The following is a 17,738-nucleotide window of genomic DNA, read 5'->3' as shown; positions in this document are numbered from 1 at the left end:
CGTCAGCACAGCGCGAGCGCGTTGACCGCCCGTGTCGCCGCGTCCTCCTTGCCGGAGCCGACGAACTGGCCAACGATGGACCCGAGCTCGCCCGGCTGCCTGCGCCGTGCGACCGCCAGCAGGCGCATCAATTCCGCCTCGTCCCTGGAAAGCCGCCTGCAGGACGGCGGCATGAAGCACAGCTCGCAGGGCCGGCCGCTGCGCAGGATCCGGACGAGGGCCGCGGCCCGCGCGACCAGCAGCGGACTGTCCGCAATGCCGGGCGCTTCCTCGGCAAAGCGATAGGCCGCTTCCCAACAATCGGAGGCTCCGGTCGCATAGGCCGCTCCGATGAAGCGGAACAGTGCCAGCGCGAGGCGGGAAAAATCATCGTAGCTGTCGATGCTCGGCCGGGTCGCAACCGCGGCTTGAAGCGGACAGAGCAACGGCTCGCTCGCGTCCGGCTTCGGCGCAGAATCGCAAATGGCCTGCATCGTGGACGATCTCCTCAATGCAACGTCGCGCTGCCGACGAACCAGCTCTTCATCGCCATCATCCGGTCATGCGCGACAGACGGCGCGTGCCGGTCGGGCAGGATGAGGCCGGCGATGCGGAAGATCGTTGCAAGACCCCGAACCGGCGCGAGCGCCCAATCGGCGCCGATCGGCGGCAGCCAGCGCTCGAACTGCTCGCGCGCCACATCGACGCGGTCCTGCTGGGCCGCGGCAATCGCGCGCAAGATTCCGCCCTCGCTGTCGGATATGCGCGGACAGGTGGGGCAGTGCACCTCGATCGCGGTATGCGCTGTGCAGGCAAAGATCTCGATCATGGATTCCAGCGACAGCACGGCATCGCCGACGCGAAAATGGTCGTACACCTGCTGGATGTCGGCCGCGGTCGGGACGGCGCTTCCGCTGCGCGCCTTCGCCCGAAATCCCCAGATGAGGAGCCGCTCCGCTGCGCTCAGCGCAGGAAGGTCGAGGGGCCTGGTGTCTGTCGATCGATGCATTGTGCCTCTGGCCTCTGGCTGCGCTCACGCCAGCCCCGGCGTGGATGATCAGCGCGATCGTTCTGCCAGAGAGCTCTCCAAGTCAACGCGCGAAGGGGCGATGTCGAGGTGTTCCAGATTGGAAGAATTCGTATCTCGGATGCAGTCGATCGCTCGCCTCGCAGCCATGAGCAGCAGGGCCGCGCCCGCCCTCCCCCCGGACGATTCCGGGGATGCGGGAACCCGAATGCTTAAAGCTTCGCTAAGGGGACCCGGGATAGAATGGTAATATCAGCCCTTCCAAATCCTGTGAGCACCGATGATTTTCTCCCGCATCAGTTTCAAGCTGGTCCTGATTGTCGGCATCAGCCTCGTCGGCATGATCGCGCTGGCGCCGGTCGCGCTGTCGACCCTCCGCACACAGATGGTCGCCGACCGCCAGGCCAAGACGCAGCACATGGTCGATATCGGCTACGGCATCCTGGCGCATTACCAGAAGCTCGAGAGCGAAGGAAAGCTCTCGCGCGAGCAGGCCCAGGCCGGCGCGATGGCCGAGATCAAGAGCCTGCGCTACGACAAGGTCGAGTATTTCTGGATCAATGACATGACCCCCAAGATGGTCATGCATCCGATCAAGCCCGAGCTCGACGGCAAGGATCTCTCCGGGATGAAGGATCCCGCCGGCAATGCGCTGTTCATGGGCTTCGTCGACGTCGTCACCAAGCACGGCGCGGGCTTCTACGGCTATCTCTGGCCGAAGCCCGGCTTCGACCAGCCGGTCGGGAAAATCTCCTATGTGAAGGGCTTTGCGCCCTGGGGCTGGATCATCGGCACCGGCATCTATCTCGACGACGTCGACGCCGCCTTCCGCCAGAACGCGATGACCTTCGCCTATATTTGTCTCGCGGTGCTGGTCGCGGTGCTCGGGGCCTCGTTCCTGATCGGCCGCAGCGTCACCCGGCCGCTGGCCCGGATCACCGCGCTGACCGAGCGCCTTGCCGCCGGCGACAGCGCCTTCGACGTGCCTTACGCCGGCCGCCGCGACGAGGTCGGCGGCCTCGCCAAGGCGCTCGCCGTATTCAAGGACAATGCATCGGCGATGAGCCGGATGCATGCAGAGCAGCAGGAGCTGAAGCAGAGGGCCGACGACGAGAAGCGCAAGACCATGGCCGATCTCGCCGGCAAGTTCGAGGCGAGCGTGCAGGCCGTCGTCCGCGACGTCTTCGACGAGGCGCGCGCGATGCAGCAGGCCGCGCAGGGCATGTCGGAAACCGCGAACAAGGCGAGCGATCGTGCGAGCTTCGTCGCCACCGCGTGCCAGCAGGCCTCGAGCAACGTGCAGACGGTGGCCTCCGCCGCCGGCCAGCTGTCGGCTTCGATCGCCGAGATCAGCCAGCGCGTGGCACAGGCCGCGACAGTGGCCGACAAGGCCGCCGCGGACGGCCAGCGCACCAACGACACCGTGCAGGGCCTCGCCGCCGCCGCGCACAAGATCGGCGAGGTCATCGACCTCATCAACCAGATCGCCTCGCAGACCAATCTGCTCGCGCTCAACGCCACCATCGAGGCGGCGCGCGCGGGCGAGGCCGGCAAGGGCTTTGCGGTGGTCGCGAGCGAGGTGAAGTCGCTGGCGAGCCAGACCGCGAAGGCGACCGACGAGATCGGCGCGCAGATCACCGCGATCCAGGCGGAGACCAATCAGGTCGTCGGCAACATCGAGAGCATCCGCGCCACCATCATGGAGGTCAACGAGATCTCCTCGTCGATCGCCGCCGCGGTCGAGGAGCAGGGCGCCGCGACCAAGGCGATCGCCCACAGCGTGCAGGAGGCGGCCTCCGGCACCGACCAGGTCTCGCACAACATCTCCGGCGTCACCGATGCGACCGCCGAGACCGGCCAGGCCGCCGGCCGCGTGCTGCAATCGAGCGGCCGTCTCACGCACAAGCTGCAATCGCTCGAAGACGAAGTCAGCGCCTTCGTTGCGGGCGTGCGCGCGGCCTAGTATAGCGGGAGGATGGGCCAAAACTCCGATCGGCGCGCGCGCATCCTCCTGATCAATCCGAACAGCAATGAGGCGACCACCGCGAGGATGGTGGCGATTGCCCGGTCCGCTGCCGCCGATGGTTTCGACATCGTCGGCGCCACGGCAATGCGAGCGCCCACGATGATCGTCTCGGCAGATGCATTGGAGGCGGCTGCATCGGAGGTCGAGGAGATCGCGCGTCTGCGAGGCGGCGCGTGCGACGGCGTCATCGTGTCGGCATTCGGCGATCCCGGTCTCGCCGGGATCAAGGCGGCGATGAAGCTGCCTGCCGTCGGCATCGGCGAATCCGCGATGTTGGAAGCCGCCGGGAATGGTCGCCGGTTCGGCGTGGCGACCACGACGCCATTGCTGAAAGCGAAGATCGATGCATTGTCTGTTATGCTGGGCTTGCGCGCGAGCTACACCGGCACGCGCTTTGCCGACGGCGATCCGCAACAGCTGATGCGCGATCCGGCGCAGCTGCGCGCAGCGCTCGCCGGCGCAGTCGAGGCCTGCATCGCGCAGGACGGGGCGGAAGCGGTCATCATCGGCGGTGGGCCGCTGGGCGAAGCGGCGCGCGAGCTTCAGCCGATGTTCGCCGTGCCGGTCATCGCGCCGATCCCGTCGGCCGTGCGGCGGATCATGCGTCTCGTTGCGGCGTAACCTCTGATTTTTCCGCGCCGCGGCATCGGCCGTGCTGCGGAAAACTGTTTTCCTTGACATGAACTCTGCCGTGCTCGACGTGTAACGACGTCGACCGACGGCACGCGCGTGCCGTCCCGAAAAAGAAAAGCAGCACGGGAAGAGCGTCATGAACACGGGCCTCGACGAGAAGGACTACCTCGCCACCTTGCGCGGCCTGTGGCACAAGGCCTGGCCGAAGGGTCGGCCGCGCTCGCCGAACTATCTGCATGGCGAAGTTCCCCTGACGGAATATCTGCGCGCCTGGGCGAAGCGGAGTCCGGAGCGGCCCGCGGTGATCTTCTACGGCCATGTGACCACTTATGCCGATCTCGATCGGCATAGCGATCGCTTTGCGGCGCTGCTGCACGCGAAGGGCGTGCGCAAGGGCGATCGCGTCGCGGTGTTCCTGCCGAACTGCCCGCAATTCCACATCGTGTTCTTCGGCATCCTGAAGCTCGGCGCCGTCCACGTGCCAGTCAGCCCGCTGTCGCGCGCATTCGAATTGTCCTACGAGCTCAACGACACCCAGGCCGAATTGATCGTGGCGCTCGACCAGCTCATGCCCATCGTTGATCAGGTCCGCGGCGAGGTGCGGCTACGCGAGATCATCGTCACCAGCTTTGCCGATGTCGTGCCGGCGACGCCTGCTTTTCCGGCACCGGACTCGATCCGTGCGCCGCGCGTTGCGGTCCCCGGCGCAACTGATCTGCTGCCGGCGCTTGCGGCACTGCCCGCACCGACCCCGCTGTCGCCGCCTCACCTCGATGATGTCGCCGCGCTCAACTACACTGGCGGCACCACCGGCATGCCCAAGGGCTGCGTGCATACCCATCGCGACATGGTCTACACGGCCGCCGCCAATTACGGCATCTCGATGCAATCAGATGAGAGCAGCGTCTCCCTGTCATTCTTTCCGGAGTTCTGGATCGCCGGCGAAAACGCCGGCCTGATCTTCCCGCTGTTCGCCGGAGGGACGCTGGTGTTACTGGCCCGCTGGGACGCCGTCGGTGCAATGGCCGCGATCGACAAATACAAGGTCACGATCACGGTGATGCCGGTCGATTGCGCCGTCGAGATGATGGACCATCCGCGCTGGAGCGAGTTCGACCTGTCGTCGCTGAAAGAGGTGCGCGTGGTCTCCTTCGTCAAGAAGCTCAACGCCGGCTATCGCAGGCGCTGGAAGGACCTCACCGGCACGATCCTGATGGAGGCGGCCTGGGGCATGACCGAGACGCACACCTCGAACACGTTTACGGCCGGTTTCCAGGACGACGATTTCGACCTCGACAGCCAGCCGATCTTCGTCGGCCTGCCGGTGCCCGGTGCCGAGTTCAAGATCACCGATTTCGAGACCGGCGCCCTGCTGCCGCTCGGAGCCGAAGGCGAGATCCGCGTGCGTACGCCGTCGCTGCTCAAGAGCTATTGGAACAAGCCGGAGGCGACGGCGGAATCGCTGGTCGACGGCTGGTTGCGCACCGGAGATATCGGCACCATCGACAAGGACGGCTTCCTGCACTTCCTCGGCCGGCGCAAGGAGATGCTGAAGGTCAAGGGCATGAGCGTGTTTCCGCCGGAGATCGAGGCGCTGCTGGGGCAGCACCCGAAGGTGCTCGGCTCGGGCGTGGTCGGCCGTGACGATCCGGACAAGGGCCAGGTGCCGGTCGCCTACATCCAGCTCAAGCCGGAAGCGATCGGCACGGTCTCGGAACAGGAGCTGCGCGCCTGGTGCGCCGAGCGCATGGCCATCTACAAGGTTCCGGAAGTGCGCATTATCGAAGCCCTGCCGCTGACGGCGACGGGAAAGGTGAAGAAGCAGGACCTCGATCCAAACCGGCCTGCTGCCGTCTAGTTGAGAGATATGATGTCGTTCAAAAAACTCCTGATCGCCAATCGCGGCGAGATCGCCATCCGCATCGCACGCGCGGCGGCAGATGCCGGCATCGCGACGGTCGCGCTCCATCCCGCGGACGATGCGTTGTCGCTGCACGTGCGCGTTGCGGACGAGGCGATCGAGATCCCCGGCCGCGGCGCGCGGGCCTATCTCGACATCGAGGCCGTGGTGAAAGCGGCGAAGAGCACGGCGTGCGATGCCGTGCATCCCGGCTATGGCTTCCTCAGCGAGAACGCGGCCTTCGCGAAGGCCTGTGCCGATGCCGGAATGACCTTCGTCGGGCCCAAACCGGCAGCGCTCGAGCTGTTCGGCGACAAGGTTGCCGCGCGTCAGCTGGCGAAACGCTGCGGCGTGCCGATCATTGCCGGCACAAGCGGGCCGTCCTCGCTGGAGGAGATCACTGCGTTCTTTGCTTCGCTCGGCAGCAATGCTGCGATCGTGATCAAGGCGATGGGCGGCGGCGGCGGCCGCGGCATGCGGGTGGTGGAGAATGCGTCCGAACTTGCGGAAGCCTATGCGCGCTGCCAGTCCGAGGCCAAGGCGGCGTTCGGCTTCGACGGCGTCTATGCCGAGCGGCTGATCCGGCAAGCGCGCCACATCGAGGTCCAGATCATCGGCGACCGCTATGGTGCGATCTCCCATCTCTGGGAACGCGAATGCACCATCCAGCGCCGGCACCAGAAGCTGATCGAGGTTGCGCCGAGCCCGTCCTTGAGTGATGCCTTGCGCGGCCGCATCATCGAGGCGGCCAGGCAGCTGGCGGGTGCGGCGTCCTACGACAATCTCGGCACGTTCGAGTTCCTGGTCGACGGCACCGCCGAGGACAGCTTCGCCTTCATCGAGGCCAACCCGCGGCTCCAGGTCGAGCATACCGCGACCGAGGAGGTGCTCGGCGTCGACCTCGTCCGCGCCCAGCTCGCTGTCGCCGCGGGCAGCACGCTGGCCTCCCTCGGCCTTGCGCAGGGCTCGATCCCGAAGCCGCGCGGCTATGCCATGCAGCTTCGCGTCAACATGGAGACGCTGGACATGTCGGGCGCCACGCATCCGACCGGCGGCGTGCTCGCCGTTTTCGAGCCGCCGTCGGGCCCCGGCGTCCGCGTCGACAGCTTTGGCTATGCGGGCTACAAGACCAGCGCCGCCTTCGACTCGCTGCTGGCCAAGGTGATCGTGCACTCGCCGAGCGAGGCCTGGCATGACGTGGTCGCGAAAGCCTCGCGCAGCTTGCGCGAGTTCCGGATCGACGGCGTCGTCACCAACATTGCCTTCCTCCAGGCGGTGCTCGCACATCCCGATTTCAGGACCAACCGGATCGCGACCGATTTCATCGACCGCAACATCGGAAAGCTCGTGGAAGCATCGGATGGCGCCGCCAAGCCGCTCTATTTCGCGGCAGCCGAGCGCAGCGGTGGCCACAGCGCGGAGACGCTCGTCGCGCAGATCGTGCCTGAAGGCACGGTGATGGTCGCAGCACCGCTGCAAGGAACCATCGTCACCATCCAGGTGAAGGAAGGCGAGATCGTCCGCCCCGGCCAGCAGCTGGCCGTGATCGAGTCCATGAAGATGGAACATCTGGTCATGGCCGAGCAGGGCGGCCGGGTGACAAAGCTCGTCGCCGGTGACGGCGTCACGCTGCTGCATGGCGAGCCGATCCTCTATCTCGAGCCGCTCGACGTCGCCGCAGACAGCACGACAGCGGAAGCCGACATCGATCTCGACCATATCCGCCCCGATCTCGCCGAGCTGATCGCCCGCCAGGCCAACACGCGCGACGAGAACCGCCCCGCTGCGGTCGAGCGCCGCCGCAACACCAACCAGCGCACCGCACGCGAGAACGTCGCCCAGCTGGTCGACGACGGCTCGTTCATGGAGTACGGCAGCCTCGCGATTGCGGCGCAGCGCCGCCGGCGCAAGCTCGACGATCTCATCAAGAACACGCCGGCCGATGGCCTCGTCATGGGCGTCGCCACGGTCAACGCCGGGAAGTTCGGGCCGGAAGGGGCGCGCTGCATCGTCGTCGCCTATGACTACACCGTGCTCGCGGGCACGCAGGGCCACATGAACCACAAGAAGATCGACCGCATGCTGAGCCTCGCGGAAGACTGGCGCGTGCCGCTGGTGTTCTATGCCGAAGGCGGCGGCGGCCGGCCCGGCGACACCGACCGGCTCGGCATGACCGGCCTCGACGGCCCGTCCTTCGTGCAGTTCGCGCGGCTCTCGGGCCTCGTGCCTGTCGTCGGCGTCGTTTCCGGCTATTGCTTCGCCGGCAACGCCGCGATGCTCGGCTGCTGCGATGTCATCATCGCCACCAAGAACGCTTCGATCGGGATGGGCGGTCCTGCCATGATCGAGGGCGGCGGCCTCGGTGTCTATCACCCGGCCGAGGTCGGCCCTGTCTCATTCCAGTCGCCGAACGGGGTCGTCGACATCCTGGTCGAGGACGAAGAAGAGGCGACATCTGTCGCGCAGAAATACCTGTCTTATTTCCAGGGCGCGGTGACGCAGTGGGAGGCGGCCGACCAGCGCCTGCTCCGCCGCGCCATTCCCGAGAACCGCCTGCGCGTCTACGACATCCGCAGCGTGATCGATCTCGTCGCCGACAAGGATTCAGTGCTGGAGCTGCGCCGCGAGTACGGCGTCGGCATGATCACCGCGCTGATCCGCATCGAGGGCAAGCCGTTTGGCCTGATCGCCAACAACCCGCGCCATCTCGGCGGCGCCATCGATGCCGACGCCGGCGACAAGGCCGCGCGTTTCCTCCAGCTCTGCGACGCCTTCGATCTGCCTGTTGTCTCGCTCTGCGACACGCCGGGCTTCATGGTCGGCCCCGAGGCGGAGAAGACCGCCATCGTGCGCCACGTCTCGCGCATGTTCGTGACCGGCGCCAGCCTCACCGTGCCGCTATTCGGCATCGTGCTGCGCAAGGGCTATGGCCTGGGCGCACAGTCGATGATCGGCGGCGGCTTCCACGCCTCGTTCTTCACCGCGGCCTGGCCGACCGGCGAGTTCGGCGGCATGGGCCTGGAGGGCTACGTCCGCCTCGGCTTCCGCAAGGAGATGGAGGCGATCGCCGACGCTGGGGAGCGCGAGACCTATTACCGCAACAAGGTCGCCGAGCTCTATGCCAACGGCAAGGCCGTCTCGATCGCCTCGGTGTTCGAGATCGACAACGTCATCGATCCCGCCGAGACGCGGCGCTGGATCATGGCGGGCTTGCGCACCGTGCCGAAGCCCGAGCCGAGGAGGGCGAAGAAGCGGCCGTGCATCGACACGTGGTGAGGGCGGTGCAGCAATAGCTACATTCCCGGTTCCCGATTGACATCCCCGCCTGCGGTGCCAGACTTTGCACAATAATACAGGGTGGAGACGTCCGCGATGGCCAGCCTTTCGGCCTCGAACCATGTCGCCCGAGTCTTGTCCGTCGCCAATCATGTGGCCGACGTCGATGCCTCCTCGCGGATTGCCAATTCCTGGCGGCGCTGCCTCGTCAATCACAAGCTCGATCCCGCCCGCCAGGGCCCGCCGCAGACGCTCACCGAAGCCGAGATCCGCAATGTCGCCGAGCCGATGGAGGAGACGATCCGGCTCGTCACGCCCGAGCTCGACGATCTCGCCCGTGTGCTGCGCGACGCCGGCTATTGCGTCAATCTCGCCGATGCTGGCGCGACCATGCTGTTCAGCCGCCTGCCGGGCGAAGCCGATGCAAGGATGTTTCTGGACTGGAAGATCTACACCGGCTCGAACTTCGCCGAGGCTTGCGAGGGCACCAATGGGCTCGGCACCGCGCTGGCCGAGCAGAAGCCGATCCTGGTGCACCGCGACGAGCATTTTCGCGCCCAGTGGCACATGTTTTCCTGCGCCGTGGCGCCGCTGTTCGATCAGGCCGGCCGGCTCGCCGGTGCCGTCAACATCACCTCCTGCCGCGAAGACCTGGAGCGCGCCGCGCATCAACTTGCGCTGGCGGTGACGATGGAGGCGACGCGGCGGATGGAGGGTGCGATCTTCCGCGGGTATTTCCGCAATGCCTGGATCGCCACCGTGCCCGGTGACGGCGGCAGCGGCCTCGTCGCTTACGACGACGACCGCCGCATCGTCGGCGCCTGCCGCTCGGCGCGTTCGCTGCTCGGCCTCACCGACGGCATGATCGCTTCCGGCATTGACCTGTCGCGCTACGTCAGGTTCGATCACCACGCCCGTGGCGCCGGCGAGATGGTCGAGCTGCACGATGGCGATGGCCGTTCGCTGGGGCAGGGGCATGTTGCCCCGCCCGTGCGTGCGAGATCGCAGGCGCCGCGCCGCGATGCGCAAGTCGATCGCTTCGATGCGTTGCATCGGCTCGCCGGCCGCGACCCCGGCCTGATCCGAAGCGTCAAGCGGCTCCGAAGCATCGGCGACCACAACCTGCCGGTGCTGCTGCATGGCGAGACCGGCGTCGGCAAGGACGTGTTCGCGCGGGCCATTCACGGTGCGAGCAACCGCGCGCGCAACACTTATGTCGCGCTCAATTGCGCCGCAATGCCGGAGAGCCTGATCGACGCCGAGCTGTTCGGCTACGAGGCCGGCGCCTTCACCGGCGCGCGGCGCGAGGGCTCGAAGGGCCTGATCGTCCAGGCCGACGGCGGCACGCTGTTCCTCGACGAGATCGGCGACATGCCGATCGGCCTGCAGACGCGCCTGCTGCGCGTTCTGGAGAACCGCGAGGTCTGGCCGCTCGGCGCGCTCAAGCCTGTCGCCGTGGACATCCGCCTGATCAGCGCCACCCATCGCGATCTCGGCCGTATGGCGGAAGCGGGCGCCTTCCGCGCCGATCTCTATTTCCGCCTGCGCGGCATGGAGGTGCACCTGCCGGCCTTGCGCGAGCGCGCCGACCGCGACGACATCATCCGCCAGATCGCACGCGAGGAGGCACCGAGTTGCCGGCTCTCTGAGGAGGCTTGGTTGCAGCTCGCGGCCTATCCGTTCCCCGGCAACATGCGCCAGCTTCGCCACGTGCTGCGGCTCGCCGGCTGCACGGCGGAAGACGGCGTCATCACCGCTGCCGATCTCGATCTGCCGCCGTTTGGTGGACGGACGGAGCCTGATCTCGAAGCAGCCGAGCGTGCGACGATCGTCGAGGCCTTGCACAAGCACGGTGGCCGCGTGACGGAAGCCGCACGCGCACTGAAGCTCAGCCGCGCCACGCTGTATCGCAAGATCAAGCAGCTGAAGATCGAGACGGCGCAGTAGCGTCTGGCGAGACGGGTGAGAGGGCTCTCCGCGAATCCGGAATTGTAGGGTGGGCAAAGGCGCACTTGCGCCGTGCCCACGTCGTCTCACCAATAGGCAGGACGTGGGGCACGCTTCGCTTTGCCCGCCCTACGATATTGTATTCGCGGCGAGAACCTTACGAAAAATCCGTCCAGCTCAGATGCCGTGCGTCGAGATCGCCGATCGCGACCGTCTCGCGAAGTTCTCGCGGCGTGTGGAAGTTGCTGCGCAGGTATACCAGCGGCGTGGCCGCAGCCGAATGCGACGCCCCGCGGACTTCGCCGACGAAGATCGAATGCGTCGTGGTCTCGAACTCCTGGGCCAGCACGCAGTCGAACGCGGCCACCGCATCCGCCAGCACCGGCGCGCCGGTCACGCCACGGGTCCATTGCCCGAAGGCGAAGCGATCGTCGCCGTTGACGCCCTTCTGGCCGCTGAAGGTGAGGGCGAGCAGCGCGTGATCCTCATGCAGGAAGTTGATGGCAAACGCGCCTTCCTCGCGGATTCGCGCGTGGGCGCTGGCGTTGCGGTTGACACAGACGATCAGCGAGGGCGGCTTGTCCGACAACGAGCAGGCCGAGGTCACCGTCAGCCCCGTGCGCTTGCCGTGCTCGGCGCCCACCGTGACCAACGCCACCGCGCCGGCGCATTGACGCATCGCCTGCTTGAAATCCTTCGAGTCGACCGTCACGCGGAAATCTCCGACAATAGAAGCGGGTGCGGCACGATCGCGCCGCACCCGCTGAGCGTCAAGCTGCCTTCTTCGCGGAGCCGAGATGCGCAAGGCGCGGCATCACCTCGTTCTTCAGCAGCGAGAGCGAGTGGTGCCAGGCTTCCGCCTTGTGCTTGTAGTCGAAGCCGAAAACGAGCAGCACGCCGAAGCCGCCGACCTCCTCGTAGATCTTCTCGATCTTCTCGGCGACCGTCGCGGGCGAGCCGACGATCCAGTTCCGCTTGGCGCAATATTCCACCGTGACGTCGCTGTCGGGCACGTCAGGGGCATGCTTCAGATAATCCTTGAAGCCGAAATGGCCGAGCAGCGGCAGGAAGTACTCGCTCATCATCCGGCCCATCATGTCGCCGGTCGAGAGCCGCCACGCCTCCTCGTCGGTGTCGGCGACGAACACCTCGCGCACCAGCCGCCAGTCCTGCCGGTTCGGCTTGCGCCCGGTCTTGGCCGCGCCGATCTCGACGGAGTCCCAATGGCTGGAGACATAGGCCGGGTTGAGGTTGAGGCTCATCGGGATGAAGCCGCGCTCGCCTGCGAGCTTCAGCGTGTCCGAGTTCTTCGACAGCCCGGCAACGCCGATCGGCGGATGCGGCGCCTGCAGCGGCTTGATGTGGGGCTTGAGGAAGTCGAACATCGTGTCCGGCTTGGTCACCGTCCAGAACTTGCCCTTGTAGGTGAACGGCGCGGGATCGGACCACAGCTTCAGGATGATCTCGAGCGCCTCGCGGGTCATGTCGCGGTTCTGTCCGCTCATGCCGTCGACGTTGAACATCGCCCAGTCGCTCGGCAGCCCGCTCGCCGCCACGCCGAAATTGAGCCGGCCCTCGGAGAGATGGTCCAGCATGGCCACGCGGTTGGCGAGTTCGGCCGGGTGGTGATAGGGCAACAGGAAACCGCCCGGCCCGATGCGCAAGCGCTTGGTCTGCATCAAGGCCTGCGCGATCAAGAGGTCCGGCGTAGGATTGGGTTCCCAGGGTGCCGTGTGGTGCTCGCCGACCCAGGCTTCCTGGTAGCCGAGCTCGTCGAGCCAGCGCATGACCTGCAGGTCCCAGTCGTTCCCTTCCTTCAGGCCGCACTCCGGCGGATGCGAAGGCATCGTGAAATAGCCGATCTCCATGGGTTTCCTCATCTGATGTTGACGCGTCTTGTCGCGCGTTGACGGAGTTGAGTGACGAACCTTGTCGAGTGATGAACCTTGAGCAAGCGGTGTGCCAGCACGGCTGAGCCGCGAATTGAAGAGAAAGGGCTGGTTTGCCCGCGCAATAGCCGGTATCTCGACGGGGGCCTGCTGGACATCGTCTCATCTGTCGCGAGACGGCGTCTTGGCCATGAGACGAGGACGAGACCTGACATGACCGAACCCGCTTTTGTCGCGGTCGACTGGGGCACCAGCAGCTTCCGGCTCTGGCTGGTCGATCGCGCCGGCCGGGTGCTGGCCGAGCGCCGCAGCGGCGAAGGCATGTTGGCGGCGGCGAAGACCGGCTTTCCCGCCGTGCTGCAAGCGCATCTGGCCGCGGTCGACGCGCCGGATCATCTGCCGGTTCTGGTCTGCGGCATGGCGGGCGCCAAGACGGGCTGGGTCGAGGCCGGCTATGTCGATACGCCGGCACGGCTCTCGGCCGTCCTGAAACAGGCGGTGCGCGTGCCGGGCGAGGCGCGCGACATCCGCATCCTGCCGGGCATCGCCCAGCGCGATGCAGCCGCGCCCGACGTCATGCGCGCCGAGGAGACGCAATTGCTCGGCGCGCTCGGCCTTGATGCCGCCGGCGAGGCGCTGGTCTGCATGCCCGGCACGCATTCGAAATGGGTTCGCGTGAAGGACGGCACGGTCGAACGCTTCTCCACCTTCATGACCGGCGAGCTGTTCGGCGCTGTCTCGCGCGAGACCATCCTGTCGCTCGCGATCGCCGGCGCCGATGACGCCGAAGACATTGCGAGCTTCAAGGCCGCCGTGAAGGCCGCGTTCGACGCTCCGGCCTTCGCCGCCAACCTGCTGTTCACGGCACGGTCGCGCCAGCTTCTGTTCGGCGGCACGCCGGCCGCGGCGCGCGAGACGGTGTCGGGCACGTTGATCGGCGTGGAGCTGGCGGCGGGGCTCTCCGGCTCCGTGCTGCAAGCGGGCGTCCAGCTGATTGCTGCGGGCCGGCTTGCAATGCTGTATCGGCTCGCTTTCGAGGCGTTGTCGGTGACCGCCAAGCCGGTCGATGCGGATGAAGCCGTTCGCCGCGGCCTGTCGATGGCGGCTGCCGCGATCTGGGCGAAGTAGAAGGACTGCGAGAGATGAGCGTTCCCTTTCCGCCGATGCAGCGGCCGCTGGTCGCGATCCTGCGCGGCATCAAGCCCGAGGAGACCGAGGCGATCGTCGGCGTGCTGATCGAGGCCGGCATGACCGCGATCGAGATCCCCCTGAACTCGCCCGATCCGTTCCGCTCGATCGGGATGGCGGTGAGGCAGGCGCCGTCAGGCGTATTGATCGGCGCCGGCACGGTGCTGACCACGGCAGACGTCGATCGGCTCAACGGCGTCGGCGGCAGGCTCATGGTCTCGCCCAACGTCGACACCGAGGTGCTGGCGCGCGCGCAGCAGCACGGCATGGTGACGATGCCCGGCGTCTTCTCTCCGACCGAGGCGCTGCTGGCGGCGCGATCCGGCGCGTCCAGCCTGAAGTTCTTTCCGGCGAGCGTGCTCGGCGCCTCCGGCATCGCCGCGATCAAAGCCGTGCTGCCGGCAGGCGTGATGATCGCCGCGGTCGGCGGCGTCTCAGAGCAGAACTTTGCCGAATACATCAAGGGCGGCGTCACCGCCTTCGGGCTCGGCTCCAGCCTCTACAAGTCCGGCATGACGGCCGCCGACGTCGCCACGCGCGCCAAGGTGACGATCGCGGCCTACGATCGGGCGATTGCGAAAGACTGACGCGCTCATAAACAAGCCGTGAACTCCTCATCGCCTATTGTGTCTCATATTGCCGCGATGCTGACGTCTATGCATCGTGTAGTGTGTGACCGGCGCAGCAGGAGACCGACATGGCGATCAACAACGTGGCCGATCTGTTCGTGGCAACGCTCGAACAGGCCGGCGTCAAGCGCATCTACGGCATCGTCGGCGACAGTCTGAACGCGCTCACGGAGGCGCTGCGCCGCCGCGGCACGATCGAATGGATCCATGTCCGCCACGAGGAGGTCGCGGCCTTCGCTGCGGCCGGCGAAGCCGAGATGACCGGCAGCCTTGCCGTGTGCGCGGGCTCCTGCGGCCCCGGCAATCTGCACCTGATCAACGGCCTGTTCGATGCGCATCGCAGCCGCGTTCCCGTGCTGGCGATCGCGGCGCAGATCCCGACCGCCGAGATCGGCGGCGGCTATTTCCAGGAGACGCATCCGCAAAACCTGTTCCGCGAATGCAGCCATTATTGCGAGCTGGTGTCGGACCCGAGCCAGCTGCCTTACGTGCTGGAGAACGCGATCCGCGCGGCGGTGGGCCTGCGCGGCGTTGCCGTCGTCGCCATGCCCGGCGATGTCGCGTTCCGCAATCCTCCAAAGCGCGCGCTGTCGACGACGCGCGGTCTTGCGCTGGCTCCGCCGAAGGTCGTGCCGCAGGCGGACGAGCTGCAGGCGCTGGCCGATCTCCTCAACGGCGCCGAGCGCATCACACTGTTCTGCGGCCGCGGCTGCGCCGGCGCGCATGCGCCTTTGATGCAGCTCGCCGAGACCTTGAAGAGCCCGATCGTGCACGCGCTCGGCGGCAAGGAGCACGTCGAATACGACAACGCCTATGACGTCGGCATGACCGGCTTCATCGGCTTCTCCTCGGGCTACGCCGCGATGCATGCCTGCGACGCGCTGGTGATGCTCGGCACCGACTTTCCCTACAAGCAGTTCTTCCCTGATGATGCCAAGGTCGCGCAGATCGACATCCGTCCGGAGAATCTCGGACGGCGCTGCAGGATCGATCTCGGTCTCGTCGGCGACGTCAAGCTGACCATCGAGGCGCTGCTGCCGCTGCTGAAGGCAAAGACGCAGCGCAAGCATCTCGACGACGCCGTCGCGCACTACAAGAAGGCGCGCGAGGGCCTGGACTCGCTCGCCAAGGGCACGCCGGGCAGCAAGCCGATCCACCCGCAATATTTGGCAAAAGTCATCAGCGACCATGCCTCCGACGATGCCGTCTTCACCGCCGATGTCGGCACCCCGACGGTGTGGGCGGCGCGCTATCTCGAGATGAACGGCCGCCGCCGGCTGATCGGCTCCTTCGTGCACGGCTCGATGGCCAACGCCATGCCGCAGGCGATCGGCGCGCAGGCGGCCCAGCCCCGGCGCCAGGTGATCTCGCTCTCCGGCGACGGCGGCTTCACCATGCTGATGGGCGATCTGATCACGCTGACGCAGGAGAAGCTGCCGGTGAAGGTGGTCGTCTTCAACAATGGCGTGCTCGGCTTCGTCGCGCTGGAGATGAAGGCGGCGGGCTTCGTCGACACCAATGTCGACCTGAAGAACCCCGACTTCGCCGCGATGGCGCGCGCGATGGGCATCTTTGCAAGGCGCGTCGAGGATCCCGGCGAGCTTCCGGGCGCGATGAAGGAGATGCTGGCGCACGATGGGCCGGCGCTGCTCGACGTCGTCACCGCCAAGCAGGAGCTGTCGATGCCGCCGACCATCACGGCCGAGCAGGTCAAGGGCTTCAGCCTCTGGGTGCTGCGCGCGGTGATGAGCGGGCGCGGCGACGAGGTGCTGGACCTCGCCAAGACGAATCTCTTGCCGCGGTAGGCGCGGAGCGCAGGCGCATCCGGGCTTCCCTCCGAACGCGACGCGACGCCATCAGAGCCAACAACTCACCACCGGCCGGAGGGCATTCGGTCGGGGTCGATGATCCTTGCCATCTGCACGATCTGATTGTATTGTGGATCATTGCTCGTAGAAAATGTCGTTTGGGCCGTCCAGTTGCGGGGAGGGCGCATTAATGAACGTCGAACTGCAGATCAACAACAGCACAGCTCCAGAGGCGCGGTTCGTGACATGGGTACCGTCGCCGTGCCGGATTCGCGTGACTGACCCCTCTGGCGCCAGCGCGTCGACCGTGAGCGTCAGGATCGCCGCTGTATCGGCGGCAAATGGCGGTGCAGTCGGATTTCGCAGCGGTATGACCGGAGCGTTGGCGAGCAGCCTGACCCTGACGGTCCCGACGAACGGCACGACGGTCCCGTTTTTCGTTGCCGGGAGATTTGGCCAGCCGAGCACGAAGCCCGGAGACGTGAAGATCGAGGCACGCGTGGGAAGCACGCTCGTCGGATCTTCCCAGCTGATGGTGCGCATCCGCAAGAATGCCAATAAGCTGACGAACGGCGAGCGCGATCGGTTCATTGCGGCGTTTGCAAAGCTCAACAATCAGGGCCTCGGTCGCTTCGCGGATTTCAATAACATGCACAAGGCGTCCGGCTATCGGCAGGCGCATGCCGCGCCCGGATTCCTGCCATGGCATCGCGCCTATCTGCTCGACCTCGAGCGCGAGCTTCAGGCGATCGACCCAAGTGTGGCGCTACCTTATTGGCGCTTCGACCAGCCCGCTCCGAACCTGTTCACACGCGATTTCCTGGGCGAGTCCGACGCAAATGGCACCGTGAAATTCCGCAATGGCAATCCGCTGGAGTTCTGGGTGACGGATGGCACTCCCGGAATCCACCGCACGCCGGACTTTCCCACGTCGCAGGCTCCGCCAAATCCAATGAAAGAAGCGCAAACGCTGGCGCTGGGCAGTCAGTTTCGCACGTTCAGGGGCATGGAAGGAGATCCGCACGGCCTTGCACACACCAGCTTTGGCGGTTCCATTCAAGATCCCACGACCGCGGCGAAGGACCCGCTGTTTTTCCTGCTTCACTGCAACGTCGATCGGCTGTGGGCAAAGTGGCAGCGCCAGAACGGGCGCTTCGATCCAGCGACGGCGGCGTCGTTCGACGAGAGACCAACCAGTCGGCCAGGCCACAAGCTGAATGATACGATGTGGCCGTGGAATGGCATCACCAGCCCCGCGGACCCTACGCGTCCGCCGGATGCGCCGGGCGGGACGTTGGCCGCATCCCCCTGCGTCGCGGCGCCGGGGCTGCAGCCGCGTGTCAAGGACTGCATCGACTATCCCGGCGCTATCAATGCCGCAGCCAACATGGGATTCGGCTATGATGATGTCCAGATCTAGCGCGCCTTGCGCGGGG

General features: G+C 66.4%; 13 protein-coding genes. 9 read left to right on the top strand and 4 right to left on the bottom strand.

What is annotated here, in order from left to right; translation table 11 throughout:
* Nucleotides 1–2 precede the first annotated feature (2 nt).
* Both BDOA9_RS01210 and BDOA9_RS01205 read right to left on the bottom strand, forming a co-directional pair.
* Nucleotides 3–473 (bottom strand): hypothetical protein, encoded by a 471-nt coding sequence (locus BDOA9_RS01210; protein ID WP_025032125.1) that lies wholly within the window; start codon nucleotides 471–473, stop codon nucleotides 3–5.
* Nucleotides 474–487: 14 nt separating this feature from the next.
* Nucleotides 488–988, bottom strand: coding sequence for a hypothetical protein (locus BDOA9_RS01205; protein ID WP_025032124.1), 501 nt, complete (start codon nucleotides 986–988; stop codon nucleotides 488–490).
* 298 nt (nucleotides 989–1,286) lie between these two features.
* Here BDOA9_RS01205 and BDOA9_RS01200 point away from each other — a divergent pair, with 298 nt between their 5' ends.
* The 5 genes from BDOA9_RS01200 to BDOA9_RS01180 all read left to right on the top strand — a co-directional run bounded on the left by BDOA9_RS01200 (nucleotide 1,287) and on the right by BDOA9_RS01180 (nucleotide 10,788).
* Nucleotides 1,287–2,969: a methyl-accepting chemotaxis protein gene (locus tag BDOA9_RS01200; protein ID WP_025032123.1), complete on the top strand. Its 1,683-nt coding sequence runs from the start codon at nucleotides 1,287–1,289 to the stop codon at nucleotides 2,967–2,969.
* Nucleotides 2,970–2,981: 12 nt separating this feature from the next.
* Nucleotides 2,982–3,653 carry an aspartate/glutamate racemase family protein gene (locus BDOA9_RS01195; RefSeq protein WP_025032122.1) on the top strand — a complete coding sequence of 224 codons (672 nt, stop codon included), beginning with the start codon at nucleotides 2,982–2,984 and terminating at the stop codon, nucleotides 3,651–3,653.
* A gap of 148 nt (nucleotides 3,654–3,801) precedes the next feature.
* Entirely contained in the window at nucleotides 3,802–5,523 is a 1,722-nt protein-coding gene (locus BDOA9_RS01190) for an AMP-binding protein (protein WP_025032121.1), read from the top strand.
* Between the two features lie 12 nt (nucleotides 5,524–5,535).
* Entirely contained in the window at nucleotides 5,536–8,841 is a 3,306-nt protein-coding gene (locus BDOA9_RS01185; protein WP_025032120.1) for an acetyl-CoA carboxylase family protein, read from the top strand.
* 96 nt (nucleotides 8,842–8,937) lie between these two features.
* On the top strand, nucleotides 8,938–10,788 hold the full coding sequence (locus BDOA9_RS01180; RefSeq protein WP_025032119.1) for a sigma-54-dependent Fis family transcriptional regulator: 1,851 nt from the start codon (nucleotides 8,938–8,940) through the stop codon (nucleotides 10,786–10,788).
* A gap of 157 nt (nucleotides 10,789–10,945) precedes the next feature.
* Here BDOA9_RS01180 and BDOA9_RS01175 read toward each other — a convergent pair whose 3' ends face one another.
* Together BDOA9_RS01175 and BDOA9_RS01170 are read right to left on the bottom strand one after the other, a co-directional pair.
* A complete protein-coding gene (locus tag BDOA9_RS01175) occupies nucleotides 10,946–11,500 on the bottom strand; it encodes a flavin reductase family protein (protein WP_025032118.1) in 555 nt (184 codons plus the stop codon).
* Nucleotides 11,501–11,558: 58 nt separating this feature from the next.
* A complete protein-coding gene (locus BDOA9_RS01170) occupies nucleotides 11,559–12,656 on the bottom strand; it encodes an LLM class flavin-dependent oxidoreductase (RefSeq protein ID WP_025032117.1) in 1,098 nt (365 codons plus the stop codon).
* A 234-nt stretch (nucleotides 12,657–12,890) separates the two neighbouring features.
* On the opposite strand from BDOA9_RS01170, the gene BDOA9_RS01165 reads away from it, so the two are divergent.
* The 4 genes from BDOA9_RS01165 to BDOA9_RS01150 all read left to right on the top strand — a co-directional run bounded on the left by BDOA9_RS01165 (nucleotide 12,891) and on the right by BDOA9_RS01150 (nucleotide 17,722).
* Complete coding sequence (locus BDOA9_RS01165) at nucleotides 12,891–13,805, top strand: 2-dehydro-3-deoxygalactonokinase (protein WP_025032116.1); 915 nt, start codon at nucleotides 12,891–12,893, stop codon at nucleotides 13,803–13,805.
* A gap of 14 nt (nucleotides 13,806–13,819) precedes the next feature.
* Nucleotides 13,820–14,452: a 2-dehydro-3-deoxy-6-phosphogalactonate aldolase gene (locus tag BDOA9_RS01160; protein ID WP_025032115.1), complete on the top strand. Its 633-nt coding sequence runs from the start codon at nucleotides 13,820–13,822 to the stop codon at nucleotides 14,450–14,452.
* A 110-nt stretch (nucleotides 14,453–14,562) separates the two neighbouring features.
* Nucleotides 14,563–16,299 carry a ubiquinone-dependent pyruvate dehydrogenase gene (gene poxB, locus BDOA9_RS01155; RefSeq protein WP_025032114.1) on the top strand — a complete coding sequence of 579 codons (1,737 nt, stop codon included), beginning with the start codon at nucleotides 14,563–14,565 and terminating at the stop codon, nucleotides 16,297–16,299.
* 193 nt (nucleotides 16,300–16,492) lie between these two features.
* Nucleotides 16,493–17,722 (top strand): tyrosinase family protein, encoded by a 1,230-nt coding sequence (locus BDOA9_RS01150; protein ID WP_025032113.1) that lies wholly within the window; start codon nucleotides 16,493–16,495, stop codon nucleotides 17,720–17,722.
* The last annotated feature ends 16 nt before the right edge of the window (nucleotides 17,723–17,738 follow it).

Source organism: Bradyrhizobium sp. DOA9, assembly GCF_000617845.2.
Classification (GTDB): domain Bacteria; phylum Pseudomonadota; class Alphaproteobacteria; order Rhizobiales; family Xanthobacteraceae; genus Bradyrhizobium.
Note: the sequence above shows the minus strand (reverse complement) of the source record. Positions and strands in the feature narration are given on the sequence as shown.

Coding starts and splice junctions, on each gene's coding strand:
- BDOA9_RS01150 (WP_025032113.1), top strand. CDS start 16,493: ATGAACGTCGAACTGCAGATCAACAACAGCACAGCTCCAGAGGCGCGG.
- poxB (WP_025032114.1), top strand. CDS start 14,563: ATGGCGATCAACAACGTGGCCGATCTGTTCGTGGCAACGCTCGAACAG.
- BDOA9_RS01200 (WP_025032123.1), top strand. CDS start 1,287: ATGATTTTCTCCCGCATCAGTTTCAAGCTGGTCCTGATTGTCGGCATC.
- BDOA9_RS01190 (WP_025032121.1), top strand. CDS start 3,802: ATGAACACGGGCCTCGACGAGAAGGACTACCTCGCCACCTTGCGCGGC.
- BDOA9_RS01195 (WP_025032122.1), top strand. CDS start 2,982: ATGGGCCAAAACTCCGATCGGCGCGCGCGCATCCTCCTGATCAATCCG.
- BDOA9_RS01185 (WP_025032120.1), top strand. CDS start 5,536: ATGTCGTTCAAAAAACTCCTGATCGCCAATCGCGGCGAGATCGCCATC.
- BDOA9_RS01210 (WP_025032125.1), bottom strand. CDS start 473: ATGCAGGCCATTTGCGATTCTGCGCCGAAGCCGGACGCGAGCGAGCCG.
- BDOA9_RS01180 (WP_025032119.1), top strand. CDS start 8,938: ATGGCCAGCCTTTCGGCCTCGAACCATGTCGCCCGAGTCTTGTCCGTC.
- BDOA9_RS01160 (WP_025032115.1), top strand. CDS start 13,820: ATGAGCGTTCCCTTTCCGCCGATGCAGCGGCCGCTGGTCGCGATCCTG.
- BDOA9_RS01165 (WP_025032116.1), top strand. CDS start 12,891: ATGACCGAACCCGCTTTTGTCGCGGTCGACTGGGGCACCAGCAGCTTC.
- BDOA9_RS01170 (WP_025032117.1), bottom strand. CDS start 12,656: ATGGAGATCGGCTATTTCACGATGCCTTCGCATCCGCCGGAGTGCGGC.
- BDOA9_RS01205 (WP_025032124.1), bottom strand. CDS start 988: ATGCATCGATCGACAGACACCAGGCCCCTCGACCTTCCTGCGCTGAGC.